Raw genomic sequence first — 18982 nt, 5'->3', positions numbered from 1 at the left:
GGGTTTCGGGCGATCGGCCGCCATCTGGAGCAATGCGCATGACCGGATGAGCTATGAGCGGCCGGACGGTCATACGTTCAGTCTTTATCTGAGCGGCGGCGCCGGAACGCGTCGGCTGGATGGCGGCCCCGACGCGCGCGGCCGTCCTGGTGTGCTGTGCATCATGCCGCAGGGGCATTCGTCCGAATGGGAGATCACCGACTTCTTCGAATTCGTCCATCTCTATGTTCCCGACGATCAGATGCGCCGGATGTTTGCCGAGACGTTTGACCGCGATGCGCGGCTCATGGCTCTTCCCGAAGTGACCTTTGCCGATGCCCCCGCTTTGGCGCTGAGGCTTCGGCAGATGACGGAAGCGATGTTGGCGGGCGGTCATCTGCTGGCCGAAGAAGCAATGACGCAGGCGATCAACGATCTCTTCGTCGATCCGCGTTATGGAGGCATGCGCGCCCGCGCGATCAGCGGCGGGCTTGCGCCGCATGTGCGCCGCCGAACGCTGGACTATATCGAGGCCCATCTCGGTGAGACGATCCGCTTGCAGGATCTGGCTGATATCGGGCAGCTCAGCGCCTTTCATTTTCAGCGGATGTTCCGGGCAAGCTTTGGTGTGTCGCCGCATGGCTGGGTGGCGCACCGGCGTGTCGAACGCGCCAAATCGATGCTGTCAGGCATGGAGCCGATCGCGCAGATCGCATCGGCCTGCGGCTTCAGCAGCCAAAGCCACCTGACACGGGCCTTCAAGCTGGGCACCGGTCTCACGCCCTCCGCCTACCGGCAGCGACAGTGAAGGCCGGCGCTAAAGCGTGTCGCGATCTTTCAGATTCGCTTGTCACGCTTTAGGTCTTTGCTTTTACGCATGTCTTTATCGCAAAACCGCTGCACACTTTTGCGAGACATGCCTTACGACTCCTGCAGCCCGTAAAGCAGCGGCATCAGCCCTGCGAGCGCCTTGAAGCGCTCCCAGGACTTGGCCGACGGCTTCGTCCAGCCGGTTTCGGCAAGCCCCGAGATGCGCGGGAAAACCAGGCGGTCGAAAACGGCGCGGTCCGTCATCGGTTCCGACCAGATGCAGGCCTGGATGCCGAGCAGCTGCTGCTTCTGCGCCGCCGTCCAGCCACTGAGCGGATCGAAGTTGTAGAGCTTTTCCGCATCCGAATTCCCCGCCCAGCTGGCGCCGGGCTCATCCCAGTCCGGCCTCAGCGCCATGTCGAGGTAATAGACCTGCCCGGGGCAGACGACCATTTGATAGCCGCGTTCGGCAAGCTCGGCCGAGACCTCGACATTGCGCCAGCTGCAGAGATAGCTCTTCTCCTTGTCGATGACGTCGCCATGCGCCGCCTCTTCCCAGCCGCCGGTGATGCAGCCCTTACCCGCTAGGAAACGCTGCACGCGCTCCAGGAACTCCGCCTGCAGGATCGCCGCACCCGAGCCGTGAATGTCGTCGGCGCCATGCGTATTGGTGACGACGTTCAGCCGCTTGGCATGGGCATCGGCAACCGCGTCGCCGGCGACGGCGCGCAGGCGATCGAGTGCTGCCGGCGAGCCGGACCATGCGCCGAGCGGCACCTCGTCGGCGCCGAGATGGATGACCTTGAACGGAAAGAGCTCGATCAGTTCGGAAAGAATGGTCTCGACGATCTCGTAGGTCTGCTCGCGGGCCGGGTTGATGCAATTGTCGGGAAAGCCCTGGACGGAGTAGTAGCTGCCCTTCTCGGCCGGATCGCGCAGCTCCGGTATCGCCTGCTGCATGGCGTAGCAATGGCCGGGCATGTCGATCTCCGGTACGATCTCGATGCCGAAGCTTTTCGCCTGGGCGACGATCTCGCGGATGACGGCTTTGCTATAGTAGCCGCCCGTCCGCGCCGGGCTCGACCCGAGCAGCGGCGGCACGGCAAGGCCGTGGCCGCGCCAGGCGCCGATCTCGGTCAGGGCGGGATAGGCGTCGATCTCGACGCGCCAGGCCTCGTCGTCGGAAAGGTGCCAGTGGAAGCGGTTGAGCTTGTTCCAGGCAAGCACCGCCAGCAGCTTCTTGACCTCGGCGGCGCCATAAAACTGGCGAGCGACATCGAGATGCAGGCCGCGCCAGCCCATCGCCGGCTCGTCGACGATCTCGCCGGCTCCGGGAAACTGGAAGACCCCGGGATGCAGCCTGGCGCCGCGCCAGATCTGACCGAGCGTGACGAGGCCGTAGAGAAAGCCGGTGCGGCTGCTCGCCTCGACCGTCAGGGTCTCCTCGTCGAAGCTCAGCCGATAGGCTTCGGGGCCGAAGCCGGCGGCATCCTTCAGCACGACCGGCACCGCGCCTTCCGCCTCGGTACGCACGATGCCTTCGACGGCGAAGAGATGGTCGACCAGCGCCGCGAAGCCTTTTGCCGCCGCCTCCCCTTCGGTGCTCTGCGCCCGCGGCGTAAAACCGGCCGGCAGCGGACGGCGGGAGGCGACCGCGACATGGTTCGGCCAGGGGATGACCGAAATCTGAACCGGTGCGTTGGCGGGAACCGGATAGATTTCGGCGCCGCGCTTCAGGGCCGCGTTGCTGACCGAAGAGCGCGTCGGCTCGATGCCGAGCACGACGGTGCTGCCATCGGAAAGCGCGAGATAGGCGCTCGTCGCGCCGTCCGTCCAGTGGCGGAACTGCCAGCTCAGCGCATAGACGGAGATTGTCCAGGTCTCGCCGGCGCCGAGCACGAAACCGGCCGGCGGCCGGAATTCGGTGAAATTCGAAAGCCGCTGCGAAACGGTCGCGCCTTCGACGCGCCCGGCGGGGTCGACGCGGCCCGGGCCGCTGACGCAGAGGGAAAAATTCGAAAGCGGTTCGCTGCCGAGGTTCTTGAGGCGCAGGACGTAGGAGAATTCCTTGCCGTCGGCAGGCGGGGTCCAAAGGGTTTCAAGCCGCAGGGCGTTCGGTCGCGGTGTCGACATCATCACTCTCCCTTGAGGGAAAACCAGGTTTTTGAGCGTTCCGGCACAGGCGCCGGGATCGGCATGGCGGTTGAAGTCAATCAAATTGATTTAATATTGATAGTCGGTTTTTCACCGAGGCGTCAATCGGCGATGCGGAATTTCGGCGGCCGACCCCAGGGCCAATGCCGGCCGCCGATCACAGGATAAGCGCCCCATGGTCGAGGTGTCGCAATTCGGGAAAAAATTTCGGCCGGCCGCCGCGCGTTAACGATTAAGGTACCTTTAAGTACCATAATTGATCCAACGATGGCGAATTGACCGCCCGATACGGGTCGATAAGCATGAGGCTGCTCGCCACGGCCCGGATGTTCCCGGGATGCAACCCGTCCAACTTCCGAATCAGGCGAATTTCCAATGACGAGCATCAATACGAACAATTCCGCGATGGCTGCCCTTCAGACGCTGCGCAGCATCAACTCCAACCTCGAATCGACCCAGAACAGCGTTTCGACCGGTTATCGCGTCGACACCGCATCCGACAACGCCGCCTACTGGTCGATCGCCACCACGATGCGCTCCGACAACAAGGCCCTTTCGGCCGTCTCCGACGCCCTTGGCCTCGGCGCAGCAAAGGTCGATACGGCTTACACGGCCATGGAAAGTGCGATCGACGTCGTCGACGAGATCAAAGCCAAGCTCGTGGCCGCCACCGAAGACGGTGTCGACAAGTCCAAGGTCCAGGAAGAAATCAGCCAGCTGCAGGAGCAGCTGATGAGCATCGCCCAGTCGGCGTCCTTCTCCGGTGAGAACTGGGTCGCCGGCGAGAGCGGCACGAAAAGCGTCGTCTCGTCCTTCGTTCGCGACGGCTCCGGCGCCGTGTCCGTCAAGATGACGGAATATGCTTTGGACACCAGCTCCGCCGGCAATGTGCTGTTCGGCATGAGCAGCGGGTCGATCGAAACCTCCTCGGGTATCCTCGGAACGGCGGATGCAAACGGCGATTCCGTTTACTCGCTCGACATTACCGACTTTACCACCGGTCAGATCCAGTCGGCGCTGTCGACCATCGAATCGGCGCTGTCGGCGATGACCTCGGCCGGTGCGCAATTGGGTTCGATCTCGACCCGCATCGAACTGCAGGAAGACTTCGTCAGTGCGCTTTCGGATTCGATCGACTCGGGCGTCGGCCGGCTGGTCGATGCCGATATGGAGGAGGAATCGAGCAAGCTGTCGGCCTTGCAGACGCAGCAACAGCTGGCGATCCAGTCGCTGTCGATCGCGAATTCGTCGTCCCAGAACATCCTGTCGCTGTTCCGCGGCTAATTCTGGTCGATGCAAAGGGAGCCGGGCGCATAGAACGCCCGGACCACATTCGCTGATCGAACCCCGAGCCTGGCCTTCCGGCCAGGCTCGGTCGCATTTCTGGCATGGAGCCGCCATTTCACGAGACCTTGTCGATCTGCCGATCACCGGTAAGATTTCTCTCACTCTTTTTGCGCCATCCTCTGATTCCCCTCTGGCACTCATCGACGAGATCTCCATGGCCCCCAACCGGACGCGCAGCTTGCAAATGCCCCGACGCGAAGAGCTTGGGCTCTTTGCGATCAGCAACCGTTCCGGCCTGTCGATATCGGCGCTGCCGAACGGGACGCTGTTTGCCATCGACTATGCCGACGACAAGGGATCGATGCAGATCAACCAGATCCAGGGCTCGCCGCTCATCGGCGGCATCGGCCGCCTTTATCTGCGCGTCGGCGGCGCCCGCCCCGATGTCGTCGAGATCGTCGGCCCCCGTGCCAAAGGCAGTTTCGCCTATGATGCGACGAGCTTCTCGTGGAGCGGCAAGACAGGCGATATCGCCTATGACGTCCGCCTCGCGCTTCATCCCTCCGAAACGGCATGGTTCTGGCGTGCCTCGATCCGACATCTGAAAGAGGGAACGCTGCCGGCGGATCTGGTGCTGGTCCAGGATGTCGGCCTCGGCGACCGCGGCTTTCTGATGAACAGCGAGGCCTATGCCTCGCAATATGTCGATCACCACATTGCCGAGCACGAGGCCTATGGCTGCGTCGTGATAAACCGGCAAAATCTCAAACAGTCGGGCGGCCGCAACCCCTGGCTGGCGCAAGGCTGCCTCGACGGGGCTGTCGCCTATGCCACCGATGCGATCCAGCTGGTGCAGGCAAAGGGCCGGCTCGACGACCTGCTGGTCGGCGCTTTCGGCACGCCGCTGCCGAGCGAACGGCGGCAGCAGGAGACCGCCTGCCCTGCCGTTCAATCGCGATCGCTGTCGGTCGCACCAGAAGGCGCGACGGCGACTTTCTTTGCCCTGTTCGCCGCCGATCATCCCGAGGCGTCGAGCGATGCCGATCTTTCGCGGCTCGACGGCATCGCGCTGCCGGACGATGCGGCCGTCGAGCGAGAGGCGGCAGCACCGGTTCGCAGCCTGCTCCAGGACGCGCCTCTGTTGGAGGTTGAGACGCTGGATAAAAAGGCGATCGCCCGGCTCTATCCCGAGCGGAGCCTGGAAGAGCGCGGCCACGGAAAACTGCTATCGTTTTTCGTGCCGGACGGTGCGCTCAACCGCCATGTCGTGCTGCGCGACAAGGAACTCGTCGTCGCGCGCCGCCACGGTGCGATCGTCCGAAGCGGCCAGAACATGCTGCTGGATGATGCCACACTCGCCGCCACCTGCTGGATGCAGGGCATTTTTGCCGCGCAGCTGACGATCGGCAACACGTCCTTCCACAAGCTCTTTTCCGTCTCGCGCGATCCCTACAATCTGACGCGCGCCAGCGGACTGCGCATCATGGCGGATGTCGGCGCGGGCTGGCAGCTTCTGGCGGTGCCGTCGGCTTTCGAGATGGGTTTGAGCGACTGCCGCTGGATCTATCAATGCCCGGAGCAGACGATCATCGTGACGGCCGTCGCCTCCGGCGAGGATGCGGCGATGCAATGGAGCCTCTCCGTCGAGGGCAAGCCGTGCCGCTTCCTGGTCTTCGGTCATATCGTGCTCGGCGAGCGCGAATATGATGCCGGCGGGCAGATCGACTTCGACCCCGCGCGCAAACGCGTCGCCTTCCGGCCCGACCCCGCCTGGCTCTGGGGCGGGCGTTACCCCGATGCCGTCTATTGGCTGGTCAGTTCGACGCCCGATGCCATCGACGAGATCGGCGGCGACGAGCTGCTCTATAGCGATGGCCTCGCGCGCGACGGCGCTTTCGTGGCGCTGCGCTCCCGGCCGACGCAGGCCCTCTCCTTCGCCGTCGTCGGTTCGATGACCGATGCTGAAGACGCCGAGCGGCTGGCGCAACGGTATGAGGCAGGCGTCAGCGACGAAGCGATGCTCGCGCCGGCATCGACATTCTGGCGCAACGCCGTGCGCGGCATGCGGATCGACAGCGCTTCGCCCGATCTTGCCGCCCAGGCGACCCTCCTGCCCTGGCTTGCCCATGACGCCATCGTGCATCTGAGCGTGCCGCATGGACTTGAACAATATACGGGGGCGGCCTGGGGCACGCGCGACGCCTGCCAGGGGCCGATCGAATTCCTGCTCGCCTATGAGCATGACCGCGAGGCCAAGCAAGTGCTGAAAACCGTCTTCAGCGAACAGTACCTGGAAAAAGGCGACTGGCCGCAATGGTTCATGCTGGAGCCCTATGCCAACATCCGGGCGGGCGACTGCCACGGCGATATCGTCGTCTGGCCGTTGAAGGCGCTGTGCGACTATATCGAAGCGACCGGCGATCTCGCCATTCTCGACGAGAAGGTGTCCTGGCGCGATGAAAAGACCATGCAGAAGGCGCCGGAGACCGACACCATCGCCATCCATGTCGAGAAGCTGCTCGATACCGTCCGCGAGCGTTTCATCCCGGGAACCCATCTGATCCGTTATGGCGAGGGCGACTGGAACGATTCCCTGCAGCCGGCCGATCCGCATCTGCGCGACTGGATGGTCAGCAGCTGGACCGTCGCCCTGCTCTACGAGCAGATCGTCCGTTATTCCGCCATCCTGCGCCGTCTCGGCCTTGGCGAGAGAGCCAAGGCCCTGAGGAAGAGCGCCATGGCGATGCGCCGGGATTTCAACCGCCATCTGGTGCGGGACGGCATCGTTGCCGGCTATGGCATTTTCGACCCGGCCCATGACGGCGTCGAATTGCTGCTGCATCCGAGCGACACGCGCACCGGCCTCTCCTTCTCGCTGATCGCGATGACCCAGGCGATGCTCGGCAAGCTGTTCACGCCGGCGCAGCGGCGCGATCATATGCGGCTGATCGAGGAGCATCTGCTTTTCCCCGACGGCGTGCGGCTGATGGAAAAGCCCGCGACCTACGCCGGCGGGCCTGAAACGCTGTTCCGCCGGGCCGAATCCTCCTCCTTCTTCGGCCGCGAGATCGGGCTGATGTATGTGCATGCGCATCTGCGTTATTGCGAAACGCTTGCCCTGGACGGAGCGGCCGACGCGCTCTGGGAGGCGATCGCCGTCGTCAATCCGATCGCCGTCACCGCGGCCTTGCCGCAGGCGTCGCTGCGCCAGCGCAATACCTATTTCAGCAGCAGCGACGCGGCCTTCCCTGATCGCTATCAGGCGGCGGATGATTGGGCGCGCGTCAAGGCCGGAAAGGTCGCCGTCGACGGCGGATGGCGCATCTATTCGAGCGGGCCGGGCCTCTACACCAGGAGTTTCGTGGAAAACATCCTGGGCTTCAAACGACGCTTCGGCCGGCGCAGCCGCAAACCGCTGCTGCCGGCGGCGCACGCCGCCGTCGATCTGCGGACCGATCATGCCGCCTGGCGGCGGTTGATGAAGCCGAAGCCGCAAATTTGAAATTCAGGAAAGGCCAGAGCATGATGCCGAAAAGTGTGAGCGGTTTTCGGACGACATCATGCTCTAACTCTTTAATTTAGAACAGGATTCAGATTTTAGGCCGGCCGGCCTAAAATCATCCTGTTCTACTCGCGTCGCGCAGCTCTTCGAAGCGCGCCGCACTCTTCGACAGGTGGCTGCGGATGGCGCGGCGCGCGGCCGCTTCGTTGCCGTCGCGGATCGCCGCGAAGATGGCGTGGTGTTCCCGGCGCATGCGGGCGGCATGGCGCTTGCGCTCGAAGCTGGTCATCTTGTCGAGGCGCGCCCATTGGCGCGGCACCATGATGTCGCCGAACGTGTCGAAGAGGCGGCTGTAATAGGAATTTTGCGTCGCGACCAGGATCGACCGGTGGAAGGCGTAATCTTCCTGTGCGCCGTATCCGCCCTTTTCCAGTGCTTTGTCGAGGGCGTCTAGACGATCCTGCATACGATCGATGTCTTCCGGCGTGCGCCGCAGCGCGGCAAGACCGGCGGCTTCATATTCGACCCCGATGCGCAGCTCCAGCACACGCAGCACCTCATCGATCGACTGCAGGTCGTTGGGAATGATGGAGAAGGAGCGCGGGTTGGGATCGTTCGAAACGAAAGCCCCCAGGCCCTGATGCGTGGTGATCAGGCCTTTGGCGCGCAGCGTGGCGAGCGCCTCGCGCACGATCGTCCGGCTGACGCCGGTTGCCGCCATGATCGCCTGCTCGGTCGGCAGGCGCTGGCCGGGCTTCAAGTCGCCGGATTCGATCTGCGCCATCAGCGTGTCGGCAAGGCCGCTGCGCAGGTTCGGCGGCTGGCGACTGGTGGTGAAGAGCGCGTTGTCCTTGTCCGTCATCCAGATCGAAATCCTGCCTTCGAGGCGGCGGCACCAGCCGCTATCCCTTTGCTAACGCACGCCGCCGGGAAAGGCAAAAACGACGCGCGGCCTGGCGGCTGTGCTCGGGACCGGCGACGCGGATCACCGCGCCAGCCAGCCGCCATCGACCGGCAGCACCGTCCCATGCACATAGTCGGATGCCGACGATGCCAGGAAGACGGCCGCACCGCCGAGTTCATCGGGCTTCCCCCAACGCCCGGCCGGAATACGGGCGAGAATAGCGGCATTGCGGTCCGGATCCTCGCGCAGTGCCGTCGTATTGTTGGTGACGAAGTAACCCGGCGCGATGGCGTTGACGTTGACGCCCTTGCCGGCCCATTCGCAGGCAAGCAGCTTGGTCAGGCCGGCAAGCCCGCTTTTCGAGGCGGTATAGGAGGGGATGCGGATGCCGCCCTGGAAGGACAGCAGCGAGGCGATGTTGATGATCTTGCCCCTGCCCTTGTCGACCATATGGCGGCCGGCCGCCTGCGACAGGAAGAAGGCCGTCTTCAGGTTGACGTCGATCACTGCGTCCCAATCTTCCTCAGTGAAGTCGAGCGCATCGGCACGGCGGATGATGCCGGCATTGTTAACGAGGATGTCGAGGCCGCCGAAGGTCTGGATGGCCTCGGCGACGATCCCTTTGACCGGTTCGATCGTGCCGAGATCGGCCTTGATGACATGGAAGCGGCTGCCCGCTTCCTTCACCAATGCTTCGGTTTCGTCCATCGAGGAACGCCCGACGGCGACGATCGAGGCGCCGGCCGCGGCGAGCGCGGCCGCGATGGCCTGGCCGATGCCGGTATTGGCGCCGGTGACGACGGCCGTCTTGCCGGAAAGATCGAAGGGATTGGCCACGGCGCTCACCTCAGATCCGCAATGGCGATATGGTCCATGTCGGTGAAGCTCTTGTTGTCGCCGGCCATCGCCCAGATGAAGCTGTAATTCTTGGTGCCGGCGCCGGAATGGATCGACCAGGGCGGCGAGATGACCGCCTGCTCGTTGGCGACCAGCATATGCCGGGTCTGCTGCGGCTCGCCCATGAAGTGGAAGACGCGCTGCTCGGCTTCGAGATCGAAATAGAGATAGGCTTCCATGCGCCGGTCATGCGTGTGGGCCGGCATGGTGTTCCAGACGCTGCCGGCTTCGATCATGGTGAAGCCGAGGGTCAGCTGGCAGGACTGGCAAACCTCAGGATGGATGAACTGGTAGATCGACCGCTTGTTGGCCGTCGCGGCTTCACCCGGCGTCAGGTGGCGGGCCTTTTCGCGGGTGAGCAACACCGTCGGATGCGTCTGATGCGCCGGCGTCGAGATCAGATAGAATTTGGCTGGATTGGCGGCATCCGCGCTTTCGAACCTGACGTCCTTTGCGCCCTTGCCGGCGTAGAGGCAATCATATTTGGCAAGATCGTAGCTGGTGCCGTCGACGATGATGCGGCCGGCGCCGCCGATGTTCAGCGCGCCGAGTTCACGCTCGGCAAGGAAGGTTTCCTGTCCGATCGCCGTCGGCGCCGTCAGCGTCAGCCCGCTGCCGAGCGGCGTGGCGCCGCCGATGACCATGCGGTCGTAATGGGAATAGGTCAGCCGGATTTCGCCGCCTTCGAAGATGGTTTCCACCAGAAAGTGACGCCGCAGCGTTTCGGTGTCGTAACCGCGCACGGCCTCGGGGTGGGAGGCGTGTCTCACGTCGATCTGCATGTCAATTTTCCTTCAGCTTCATTGTCGTCAGGCGGTAGCGCTATTGCGGAAAGCTGGTCATATCAGACGGTTTTCCGCTGCGGTGGTATCCGTCTGGTTACATAGTTGTACGACAAGTTCGGTGTCAACAGCTTTGTCCGTGCTTGCCTTAAAGACAGGCGAGGCGGCAGGAGCATTCAAGCAGAGCTGAGAACAGACAGGAGAGTTTGCCTGGGATTGATGACGACATCCCCATCGCAAGCGGCCGCTCTCGGCGTGGTCCGGTGGCCAAAACGAAAAAGCCTGCCGCGGGAGGAGGTGCGGCAGGCTTTTCGAAAAGAACCGAACGACAGCTGGGAGGAGGAGTGCTGTCGTTCCCGCAGGCGACCTTGGGAGGAGGATGGGCGCCTGCATATCGAAGGGATGCGGGAGGAGATGCATCGCTTCGATAGAAATAATCATACTTATTTTATGCCCAGTTGATAGGCATTTCTTTGCAAGGCAGCCATGCATTATGCGAAATGCTCATGGCTGGCAGGCACCGCAAAAGCAAAGCGCCCGCTCGGGAGAAGCAGGCGCTGGGCAAGGCTCGAAGATGGTCGTCTGTGAGGCCGTTAGCGGCCGATGGCTGCACGGGCGATGTTGCGGATTTCGCCGCGGCCGATGCCGAGGTCGTCCAGTTCGCGCGTGGTCATACGGCCCAGTTCAGCGACCGTCTGACGGTACTTGCGCCAATTGTTGAAAGAGCGTGCTACGTTCATGATGATCCCCTTTCCGTGGGCTTTCGAAGCCTAGCTGCCAGTCCTTGGAGCTTCGTTCGCTTCGATGAGCCGTATGTAATATGAGACGCGCGATTGTTGCAGCGCCAATGCATCACTGCACCTATGCGGCCTTTGCATGGGTCGTGTCGGGAGGGGTTAGTTCAGGATCCGAACCGCTTCGCGGTCAGAGTTTGAAACGATCGAAGGCCGTCAGCCGCACGGTCGGCGGATCCGCCTCTCTCCATCGGTAGATTTCCGCGCGCAGATAGGAGAGTTCGTCACCGAGGTCGTCTTCGCCGACTTCGATCCACCAGGACTTCAGGCGGCCGTCGCTTCCGTCAGACCAGCGATAGCCCCTCGCCTTCAGATGGTCCTTCATTTCGAACGGGCTGTGTTCGGCAAAGATGCGGATGCGCGAGCGCTGGCTGGCCCGGTAGATCTCGGCAAACGGGCTTTCACCCTCACCGTGCTGTCGGTCGAGGATTTCCAGGAGCGCGTGGCAATCGTCCACCGCGCGATGGCCCTCATGGAAATAACCGGCCTGGCCGACGAGATAACCGAGTTTGGTGCCCTCGAAGCCGCGTGCGCTCCAATCGATTTCCGACACCGAGCATGCCCAGGCCTTGCCGGCGAAAATCCTGGAGAAGGCCTCGCAGAACGGCCGGTCGAAACCGGCATTGTGGGCGATGATCAGATCGGCCGGCTCGATCAGGGCGCTCAACGACCTCATATCGATGACCTGGCCTTCGACCATCGCATCGGTGATCCCCGTCAGCCGGGTAATCTCCGGCGGTATCGGCCGCGACGGCTGTTGCAGGCCGCCATAGATGCCGACGATATCGCCAATCGCGCCGTCGTCGTCGAACGTGAAGGCAACGGCGCCGATTTCGATGATCTCGTCGTTGCGGTGATTGAGACCGGTCGTCTCCGTATCGAGAATGACGCCGAGCCGCGAAAATTCCGGCCGTCTGACCGTTGCGATCGGCCGGGCTGTCAGTTTCCGCAGGATGCGATAGTTGCCGCTTTCTTCAAGAGTGCGCGCCATGTCCTCATCGGTACTGGCGGCCGACTGCGACAGCGGCCGGCGCGAGGGAGCGCGCGCCTTGGCGACTGCCGGCGACGGCTTGGCAAACATGTCGAGTTGCGAATCTCTCTGCACGCTCATCGGACCTGTATGTCACGGAGACGCGGTTTAATCCACCGCGCGCGGCACGCGCGTCGCTGCCCGTCACTTTGACTAGGCGCCGCCCGCTGACGCCCCCGTCGAAGATCTTCATGCGTGAGACGCGATGCGCCGATGCGCTGATCTGAGCCCCTTCCGGTCGATCCAGCTTTTAATTTCGGCGGCAATGGCCTCGGGCTGGTCTTCGGGGGCAATATGGCGCGCCGGCCCGCAACCTCGAATCTCCAACCCGGCGATGTTGTCACGACACCACGAAATCATCTCGCTACCGATCAACAGCGTTTCGGGCGGCCCGTCGAAGGTCAGGAGCAGCTTGGCAGCCTCGGGACTGGTGGAAAGCCAGCGGTCATAGGCTTCGATCCTGGCGACTACATCGGCCGGCTCGCCGTTGATCGGCGTGGCGCGTGGCCATTCCAGCAGCGGGCGACGGCTGTCGCGGTCCGGATAGGGTGCGCGGTACACATCCCAGTCGGCATCGCTGAGCCCTTTCAGTGTGGTCGCGCGCAAGGCCTGTTCGATGAAGAAATTTTCATCGAGGACCTTGGCCTCGCCGGTTCCAGCGCCTCGCAACAGTTCATAACGCGCCTTTCCGCCGCCTGGCAGATCCTCCCAGCTCATCGGCCGCAGGATGGTTTCCATGAAGGCGATGCCGCGCACCCGTTCGACGTGGCGTGAAGCCCAGTCGAATGCCAGCGCACCGCCCCAGTCGTGGCCGACGAGTACGACGTCGTCGAGCGCCAGCGCATCGAACCAGGCATCAAGATAGGCGATGTGATCGCCATAGCGATAGCCGATGTCCGGTTTGCCGGAGCGTCCCATGCCGATGAGATCGGGCGCGAGGCAGCGGCCGGGTCCGATGGCGGGCATGATGTTTCGCCAGAGATGCGATGAGGTGGGGTTGCCGTGAAGGAAAACGATCGGGCCGCCCTCCCCCAATTCCTCGTAGGAGATGAACGAGGCGAGAATATCGATGGTCGGCATATGGAGCTCCGCGCTTTTGGCGTGTATAGGCAGGCAGCTGTCCATTTATCTTATAGACAGGTAACTGTCTATATCGCTGCGCGGGGTTTCATGTCGTCTTCTTCCCTTGGCCTGTTGTTGCGTCTGGTTCATCAGCATTGGACACAGGCAGTCGAAGCGGCACTCGATGAAGCTGGCTACGGAGATATCCGCCCGCCGCATGCCAATGTCTTCACGTTCGCACGGCCTGAGGGCATCCAGGTCAGCGAGCTTACCAAGCTCGCCCGTGTCCGTAAGCAGACGATGGCGCAGGCCGTGGAAGAACTCGAGCGCTTAGGTTACGTCGAGCGCCGGCCCGATCCGAACGATAGGCGCGGCCGTCTGGTATTTCTGACGGAAAAAGGCCAGGGGGTCAGGCCGGTAGCGGTGGCGGCGGGCCGGCAAGTGGATGAAAGCTGGGCTGAGTTGACCAGCCAGCAGCAGATGGAGGATCTGCGTACAGCGCTTCGACGGCTGCTGGAACAGCTGCAATAGCCCAGCCGAACTGCCCTGAGGACGACCCTTTGCACGGGGTCGGAGGAACGGCGCCGGCTTGCGCCGGTCTTGGCGGCGCAGAGGCGGAAAAGCCCAGGGTTACGCGTTTGCCGGATCGGTCCAGTTGCTGCGCGATCGGTCCGCAATGGCCGGTCGTTCGCCGCTTGCGTTTCAGGAATATGAGGCTTAGCTGTTTGATCAAGGGCCGGCATCCTCCTGCAAGGATTGCCCTGTGCCGGCAGAGCAGGCCGCATCTATGGCAAAGGAGGCTGGCGTAGGGCTTCGCCGTCATGCGGCCAAGGAGAATGCATGCCTGGTGACAACGGTAGGGGTGTCGAACAGGACGTCGTCATCATCGGCGCCGGCGCCGCCGGCATTGCCGCCGCCCGGCACCTGCAGGCGATCCGCCCGGATCTTTCGATCCTGCTTCTGGAAGCCGGCGATCGTCTCGGCGGCCGCGCCTGGTCGGTCGGGCTGCCGGGAGCATCCGATATCGCGCTCGATCTCGGCTGCGGCTGGCTGCACGGGGCGCGGACCAATGCCTGGACCGGTCTTGCCGACGCGGTCGGATTGACGGTCGATCGCACACCGGCGCCCTGGAACGGCGGCCGGCGGCTGCAGCGCGACGATGCGGAAACCCAGGCCGCCCAGGAAGCGATCGGCGCCTATTTCGAACGGCTCGACAATCACGAAGGCGATGACACCGATCTGGCCGCGATGCTCGAACCCGGCAATCCCTGGAACGGCCAGATCCGGGCGATCGGCACCTATATCACCGGCGCCGAGCTGGAACGCTCATCGGTCGTCGACTACACCAGATACGACCCCGGCCCCGGCCCCGATTGGCGGGTGCGCCAGGGCTACGGAACCTTGATCTCGCTCTATGGCAGGCCGGTTCCGGCAAGGCTCGGCGTCGAGGTCACGCGTTTAAACCACCGCCCTGCCGGCGGTGTCGGCATCGAGACGAACCAGGGTGGGCTCAGCGCCCGTGCGGTGCTGGTGACCGTTTCCACGAATATGCTTGCCACGGGCAGGATCGTCTTCGACCCTCCCTTGACCGAGAAGGTCGAGGCGGCGGCGCGCCTGCCGCTCGGGCTTGCCGACAAGCTCTTCCTCAGGCTCGCCCATCCGGAGGCGCTGCCGGCCGATACCCATATGCTCGGCTCCGTCAGCCGTGCTGCGACCGGCACCTATCAACTCCGGCCGCTCGGCGCTCCTGTCGTCGAAGCCTATTTTGCCGGCGACCTCGCGCACGATCTGGAGCGGGAGGGAAAAGTGGCCGCCTTCGCCTTCGCTGGAGATGAACTGGCGGCAGAATTCGGCGCCGATATCCGCAAGCAATTGTCGGTGGCCGCGATCTCGGCCTGGGCCGCTGCCCCCCATATCGGCGGCTCCTATTCCTATGCCGAATCCGGCGCCTCCGATCTGCGCGGGCTCCTCGCCGCACCGCATGACGGACGGATCTTCTTTGCCGGCGAAGCCTGTTCGCGCACGCGTTATTCGACGGCGCACGGCGCCTATGAGACCGGCATCGCCGCGGCCGATCTGATTGCCGAATCGCTTTCGCGAAAAGCATAGGTCGCCGGCTGCGCGGCAGGCGGGAATATGTTTTCCCACTTGTGGCACAGGCGGGATTGGTTATGCTGCCCTCGCCCCTGCGCTGGATGAGCCCAGGGCGCCATACGTCATCCGGCGGCAGCGGCCGCCTCAAGCTCGATATTGTCATTGGATTGCGGAAGCCCCGGCTTCTACCCCGGCGATTTTGCGCGTCGGCTGCGGGTATCCGCATGAGGAGGAATAAATGGATTATCGCAAGCTCGGTCCCAGCGGGGCCGTCGTCACCGCCTATTGCCTGGGCACCATGACCTTCGGCGCGGAGGCCGACGAGACGGCCTCGCACAAGCTGCTCGACGATTATTTCGCTTGGGGCGGCAATTTCATCGATACCGCCGATGTCTATAGCGCCGGCAAGTCGGAAGAGATCATCGGCCGCTGGCTGAAGGCGCGCCCGACCGAGGCCCGCCAGGCGATCGTCGCCACCAAGGGCCGGTTTCCGATGGGCAATGGACCCAACGATATCGGCCTGTCGCGCCGGCATCTCGGCCAGGCGCTCGACGATTCGCTGCGCCGCCTCGGCCTCGAACAGATCGATCTCTACCAGATGCATGCCTGGGACGCGCTGACGCCGATCGAAGAGACGCTGCGCTTCCTCGACGATGCGGTTTCATCAGGCAAGATCGGCTATTACGGCTTCTCCAACTATGTCGGCTGGCACATCGCCAAGGCGTCGGAGATCGCCAAGGCGCGCGGTTATACGCGGCCGGTGACGCTGCAGCCGCAATACAGCCTGCTCGCCCGCGACATCGAGCTCGAAATCGTCGCCGCCTGCCAGGATGCCGGCATGGGCCTCTTGCCATGGTCGCCGCTCGGCGGCGGCTGGCTGACCGGCAAGTACAAGCGCGACGAGATGCCGACCGGCGCCACCCGCCTCGGCGAGAACCCCAATCGCGGCAGCGAATCCTATGCGCCGCGCAATGCCCAGGAACGCACCTGGGCGATCATCGGCGCGGTTGAGGAGATCGCCAGGGCCCGCGGCGCCAGCATGGCGCAGGTGGCGCTCGCCTGGACGGCGGCGCAGCCGGCCGTCACCTCGGTCATTCTCGGTGCCCGCACGCCCGAACAGCTCGCCGACAATCTCGCCGCCATGAAGGTCGAGCTTTCCAAGGAAGAGATGGCCAGGCTGAACGAGGTCAGTGCGCCGCAGTCTCTCGATTATCCCTATGGCAAGGGCGGCATCGCCCAGCGCCACCGCAAGATCGAGGGCGGCCGCTGAGCCTTTCGGCCGGAAAGATCGACGCAAAAAGCCGCCATGTTTTCCATGGCGGCTCAGACTGCTGGCAAGGTCGGCCAAGCCCTCATTTCGTCGTGCTCGGGCTTGTCCGAGCATCTGCCCCCGGTCGATAGGGCAGCAGATCCTCGGCACAAGGCCGAGGATGACGTCGGGGAGAGCAAGGTTGCCATCAACTGAGCTGCCATGTTCTATGGCGGCTTTCGTATCTTCAGGGCAACGAGATAAGCGTGTCTTTACCCTCAAGCGGCCTGTACGGCCGCGTTCAGCGGGATTTCGACGTCGATCTCGAGCGTCGAGACAAATTCGTTGCGGTCGATCGTCACCTGCACCTTGTCGTGGTCGAGTTCGACGTGCTTGGCGATCACCGCAAGGATTTCCTCGCGCAGCAGGGTGACCAGGTCCGATCCTGCCGAGGCGCGCTCGTGGGCGAGAAGCACCTGCAGGCGTTCACGGGCGGCGGGCGCGGTTCTTTGCTTGTTGAAGAGACGGAAAATATTCATGCCGCCCTCCGTCCGAAAAGTTTGCCGAAAATATTGCGCTTTTCCTCGGGGATGGCCATCGGCAGGGTCTCGCCGGCGAGCCGGCGGGCGGCATCGAAATAGGCCATGGCGGCCGGGCTGCGGCTTTCGGCCAGCGTGACCGGCGCACCGACGTTGGAGGCGCGCAACACATCCATGCTTTCCGGCACGATGCCGAGCAGCGGGATGGAGAGGATTTCCAGCACGTCGTCGACCTTCAGCATGTCGCCGCGTTCGGCGCGGTTGGCGTCGTAGCGGGTCAGCAGCAGGTGCTTTTCCATCCGCTCGCCGCGTTCGGCTTTGGCGGTCTTGGCATCGAGCAAGCCGATGATGCGGTCGGAATCGCGCACCGACGACACTTCCGGGTTGGTGACGACGACGGCGACATCGGCATGGCGCATGGCAAGTGTCGCGCCGCGTTCGATGCCGGCGGGGCTGTCGCAGATGATCCAGTCGAAATAGCGCTTCAGATCGTTGATGACGCGCTCGACGCCCTCGGCCGTCAGATTGTCCTTGTCGCGCGTCTGGGACGCCGGCAGCAGGAACAGCGTCTCCAGTCGCTTGTCGCGGATCAGCGCCTGGGTGAGCTTGGCGTCGCCCTGGATGACGTTGATCAGGTCGTAGACGACCCGGCGTTCGGCCCCCATCACCAGGTCGAGATTGCGCAGGCCGACGTCGAAGTCGACGACGACGACCTTTTCATTGCGTTGCGCCAGCGCCGCTCCCAATGCGGCCGTCGAGGTCGTCTTTCCGACCCCGCCCTTGCCTGACGTGACGACGATCACTTTCCCCATTTCTCTCTCCTTTGCCGTGCCGCAGTAATTCAAAGTGTTGCGCCGCGTCCTTTGCGCGTCTTTTGAAGACGCGCGGACCGTAGTCAGATCAGTTTTTCCGCCATGATCGCATCGTCTTCGAGCCAGAGCTGAACAGCCTGTCCGCGAAGATTGGGCGCCATGTCTTCCGCCATTTTGTAGATGCCGTCGATTGCGACCAGCTCGGCCTCGAGCTTGCGGCAGAAGATCCGTGCCGAGGCGTTGCCGATCGAGCCCGCCATGGCGCGGCCGCGCAGCGCCCCGTAGATATGCACCGAACCGCCGGCGATGACCTCGGCGCCTGAGGCGACCGACCCGACAATGGTGACGTCGCCTTCCGGAAAGATCACCGATTGCCCGGAGCGCACCGGCTCGCGAATGACGATCGATTGCGTCGTTGCCGGGCGGATCTCGGGAGCCGCCGGCTTACTCGACGATTCGACCGGATCACTCGTCTGAACCTCGATGTCGGAAGCCGAGCGGCCGCCTTTGAGCGCCGGCGGCATGCCGGAGCCGAGAAGGGACGGCCGAGCGCCTTCGATGCCCATGATGCTGACATTGCGCTTGGCAAGCTCGGCAATGAGCTCCTTCAGCTGCGGCTTGTCGATTTGCAGGTCCGTCAGGTCGAGAACAACCGGGCGTCCGAGGAAGAACCCGGCCGAACGCGCGGCCAGATCGTCGAGCCTCGCCAGCCAATCATCGAAAGGAAGGTCCGGAGACAACATGACGGCCAGGAAGGAGCGGCCCTTGATGCGGATAGAGCGAGCGTCTGTTAGCACTTTGGTCATCTGTGTGAAGAAATCGTTGACCATGTCTACCGCTGACATGGTTAACAAAAAGTTAACGCGGCCTCGATATTCCCTAACGTGACGGGGCCGCATTCCGTTGATGAATTTATCTAACTAATTGAATAAACTCACATTTATGCAAAGAATGAATAATCCTCATATATGGCCGGAATGAAGATCCGTTGCCGACGATCTCATCGACGGCATGATCGAGATTCTTGCCGCCGCGTTAACCTCTCGGCGACTCAGCCCATGCGTTCGGAGGCGTAGCTTCCGGGGCT

Annotated in this window: 16 protein-coding genes; 6 read left to right on the top strand and 10 right to left on the bottom strand. The window is 63.3% G+C overall.

What is annotated here, in order from left to right:
- The first annotated feature begins 46 nt into the window (after positions 1 to 46).
- Positions 47 to 787, top strand: coding sequence for an AraC family transcriptional regulator (locus tag CO655_RS24380; RefSeq protein WP_097608690.1), 741 nt, complete (start codon positions 47 to 49; stop codon positions 785 to 787).
- A gap of 113 nt (positions 788 to 900) precedes the next feature.
- Here CO655_RS24380 and CO655_RS24375 read toward each other — a convergent pair whose 3' ends face one another.
- Positions 901 to 2922 carry a beta-N-acetylhexosaminidase gene (locus tag CO655_RS24375; protein WP_097667157.1) on the bottom strand — a complete coding sequence of 674 codons (2022 nt, stop codon included), beginning with the start codon at positions 2920 to 2922 and terminating at the stop codon, positions 901 to 903.
- Positions 2923 to 3318: 396 nt separating this feature from the next.
- On the opposite strand from CO655_RS24375, the gene CO655_RS24370 reads away from it, so the two are divergent.
- Together CO655_RS24370 and CO655_RS24365 are read left to right on the top strand one after the other, a co-directional pair.
- The gene (locus CO655_RS24370; protein WP_010056808.1) at positions 3319 to 4227 is read left to right on the top strand and encodes a flagellin; all 909 of its coding nucleotides are present in this window, start codon (positions 3319 to 3321) and stop codon (positions 4225 to 4227) included.
- Between the two features lie 217 nt (positions 4228 to 4444).
- Complete coding sequence (locus tag CO655_RS24365; protein WP_097667156.1) at positions 4445 to 7732, top strand: cellobiose phosphorylase; 3288 nt, start codon at positions 4445 to 4447, stop codon at positions 7730 to 7732.
- A gap of 115 nt (positions 7733 to 7847) precedes the next feature.
- Here CO655_RS24365 and CO655_RS24360 read toward each other — a convergent pair whose 3' ends face one another.
- The 6 genes from CO655_RS24360 to CO655_RS24330 all read right to left on the bottom strand — a co-directional run bounded on the left by CO655_RS24360 (position 7848) and on the right by CO655_RS24330 (position 13219).
- Positions 7848 to 8594 (bottom strand): FadR/GntR family transcriptional regulator, encoded by a 747-nt coding sequence (locus CO655_RS24360; protein ID WP_097667155.1) that lies wholly within the window; start codon positions 8592 to 8594, stop codon positions 7848 to 7850.
- A 123-nt stretch (positions 8595 to 8717) separates the two neighbouring features.
- Entirely contained in the window at positions 8718 to 9482 is a 765-nt protein-coding gene (gene kduD, locus CO655_RS24355; RefSeq protein WP_280953073.1) for a 2-dehydro-3-deoxy-D-gluconate 5-dehydrogenase KduD, read from the bottom strand.
- Positions 9479 to 10315: a 5-dehydro-4-deoxy-D-glucuronate isomerase gene (gene kduI, locus CO655_RS24350; RefSeq protein WP_097667154.1), complete on the bottom strand. Its 837-nt coding sequence runs from the start codon at positions 10313 to 10315 to the stop codon at positions 9479 to 9481. The genes kduD and kduI overlap by 4 nt, the downstream gene beginning before the upstream one ends.
- A gap of 593 nt (positions 10316 to 10908) precedes the next feature.
- A complete protein-coding gene (locus CO655_RS24340; protein ID WP_010026285.1) occupies positions 10909 to 11055 on the bottom strand; it encodes a DUF1127 domain-containing protein in 147 nt (48 codons plus the stop codon).
- Between the two features lie 184 nt (positions 11056 to 11239).
- Positions 11240 to 12220, bottom strand: a complete 981-nt coding sequence (locus tag CO655_RS24335; RefSeq protein ID WP_097667152.1) for a 3'-5' exonuclease — start codon at positions 12218 to 12220, stop codon at positions 11240 to 11242.
- A 108-nt stretch (positions 12221 to 12328) separates the two neighbouring features.
- Complete coding sequence (locus tag CO655_RS24330) at positions 12329 to 13219, bottom strand: haloalkane dehalogenase (RefSeq protein ID WP_245423901.1); 891 nt, start codon at positions 13217 to 13219, stop codon at positions 12329 to 12331.
- On the opposite strand from CO655_RS24330, the gene CO655_RS24325 reads away from it, so the two are divergent.
- The 3 genes from CO655_RS24325 to CO655_RS24315 all read left to right on the top strand — a co-directional run bounded on the left by CO655_RS24325 (position 13220) and on the right by CO655_RS24315 (position 16565).
- On the top strand, positions 13220 to 13732 hold the full coding sequence (locus CO655_RS24325) for a MarR family transcriptional regulator (RefSeq protein WP_097667150.1): 513 nt from the start codon (positions 13220 to 13222) through the stop codon (positions 13730 to 13732). It begins immediately after the preceding gene.
- Between the two features lie 309 nt (positions 13733 to 14041).
- Positions 14042 to 15310 carry an FAD-dependent oxidoreductase gene (locus CO655_RS24320; RefSeq protein WP_097667149.1) on the top strand — a complete coding sequence of 423 codons (1269 nt, stop codon included), beginning with the start codon at positions 14042 to 14044 and terminating at the stop codon, positions 15308 to 15310.
- A gap of 223 nt (positions 15311 to 15533) precedes the next feature.
- A complete protein-coding gene (locus CO655_RS24315) occupies positions 15534 to 16565 on the top strand; it encodes an aldo/keto reductase (RefSeq protein WP_097667148.1) in 1032 nt (343 codons plus the stop codon).
- Positions 16566 to 16822: 257 nt separating this feature from the next.
- On the opposite strand, the gene minE is transcribed toward CO655_RS24315, so the two are convergent.
- The 3 genes from minE to minC all read right to left on the bottom strand — a co-directional run bounded on the left by minE (position 16823) and on the right by minC (position 18701).
- Positions 16823 to 17083 carry a cell division topological specificity factor MinE gene (minE, locus tag CO655_RS24310; protein ID WP_012490694.1) on the bottom strand — a complete coding sequence of 87 codons (261 nt, stop codon included), beginning with the start codon at positions 17081 to 17083 and terminating at the stop codon, positions 16823 to 16825.
- On the bottom strand, positions 17080 to 17895 hold the full coding sequence (gene minD, locus CO655_RS24305; RefSeq protein ID WP_016736745.1) for a septum site-determining protein MinD: 816 nt from the start codon (positions 17893 to 17895) through the stop codon (positions 17080 to 17082). Before minD ends, minE begins: the two co-directional genes overlap by 4 nt.
- Positions 17896 to 17978: 83 nt before the next feature.
- Positions 17979 to 18701 (bottom strand): septum site-determining protein MinC, encoded by a 723-nt coding sequence (minC, locus tag CO655_RS24300; protein ID WP_097667195.1) that lies wholly within the window; start codon positions 18699 to 18701, stop codon positions 17979 to 17981.
- Positions 18702 to 18982: the final 281 nt, after the last annotated feature.

Source organism: Rhizobium sp. M1 (assembly GCF_002531805.1).
GTDB classification, from domain to species: Bacteria; Pseudomonadota; Alphaproteobacteria; order Rhizobiales; family Rhizobiaceae; genus Rhizobium; species Rhizobium etli_C.
This window is presented reverse-complemented; position numbering and strand designations above follow the sequence as displayed.

Coding starts and splice junctions, on each gene's coding strand:
- CO655_RS24380 (WP_097608690.1), top strand. CDS start 47: ATGAGCTATGAGCGGCCGGACGGTCATACGTTCAGTCTTTATCTGAGC.
- CO655_RS24375 (WP_097667157.1), bottom strand. CDS start 2,922: ATGTCGACACCGCGACCGAACGCCCTGCGGCTTGAAACCCTTTGGACC.
- CO655_RS24370 (WP_010056808.1), top strand. CDS start 3,319: ATGACGAGCATCAATACGAACAATTCCGCGATGGCTGCCCTTCAGACG.
- CO655_RS24365 (WP_097667156.1), top strand. CDS start 4,445: ATGGCCCCCAACCGGACGCGCAGCTTGCAAATGCCCCGACGCGAAGAG.
- CO655_RS24360 (WP_097667155.1), bottom strand. CDS start 8,594: ATGACGGACAAGGACAACGCGCTCTTCACCACCAGTCGCCAGCCGCCG.
- kduI (WP_097667154.1), bottom strand. CDS start 10,315: ATGCAGATCGACGTGAGACACGCCTCCCACCCCGAGGCCGTGCGCGGT.
- CO655_RS24340 (WP_010026285.1), bottom strand. CDS start 11,055: ATGAACGTAGCACGCTCTTTCAACAATTGGCGCAAGTACCGTCAGACG.
- CO655_RS24335 (WP_097667152.1), bottom strand. CDS start 12,220: ATGAGCGTGCAGAGAGATTCGCAACTCGACATGTTTGCCAAGCCGTCG.
- CO655_RS24330 (WP_245423901.1), bottom strand. CDS start 13,219: ATGCCGACCATCGATATTCTCGCCTCGTTCATCTCCTACGAGGAATTG.
- CO655_RS24325 (WP_097667150.1), top strand. CDS start 13,220: ATGGAGCTCCGCGCTTTTGGCGTGTATAGGCAGGCAGCTGTCCATTTA.
- CO655_RS24320 (WP_097667149.1), top strand. CDS start 14,042: ATGCCTGGTGACAACGGTAGGGGTGTCGAACAGGACGTCGTCATCATC.
- CO655_RS24315 (WP_097667148.1), top strand. CDS start 15,534: ATGGATTATCGCAAGCTCGGTCCCAGCGGGGCCGTCGTCACCGCCTAT.
- minE (WP_012490694.1), bottom strand. CDS start 17,083: ATGAATATTTTCCGTCTCTTCAACAAGCAAAGAACCGCGCCCGCCGCC.
- minD (WP_016736745.1), bottom strand. CDS start 17,895: ATGGGGAAAGTGATCGTCGTCACGTCAGGCAAGGGCGGGGTCGGAAAG.
- minC (WP_097667195.1), bottom strand. CDS start 18,701: ATGACCAAAGTGCTAACAGACGCTCGCTCTATCCGCATCAAGGGCCGC.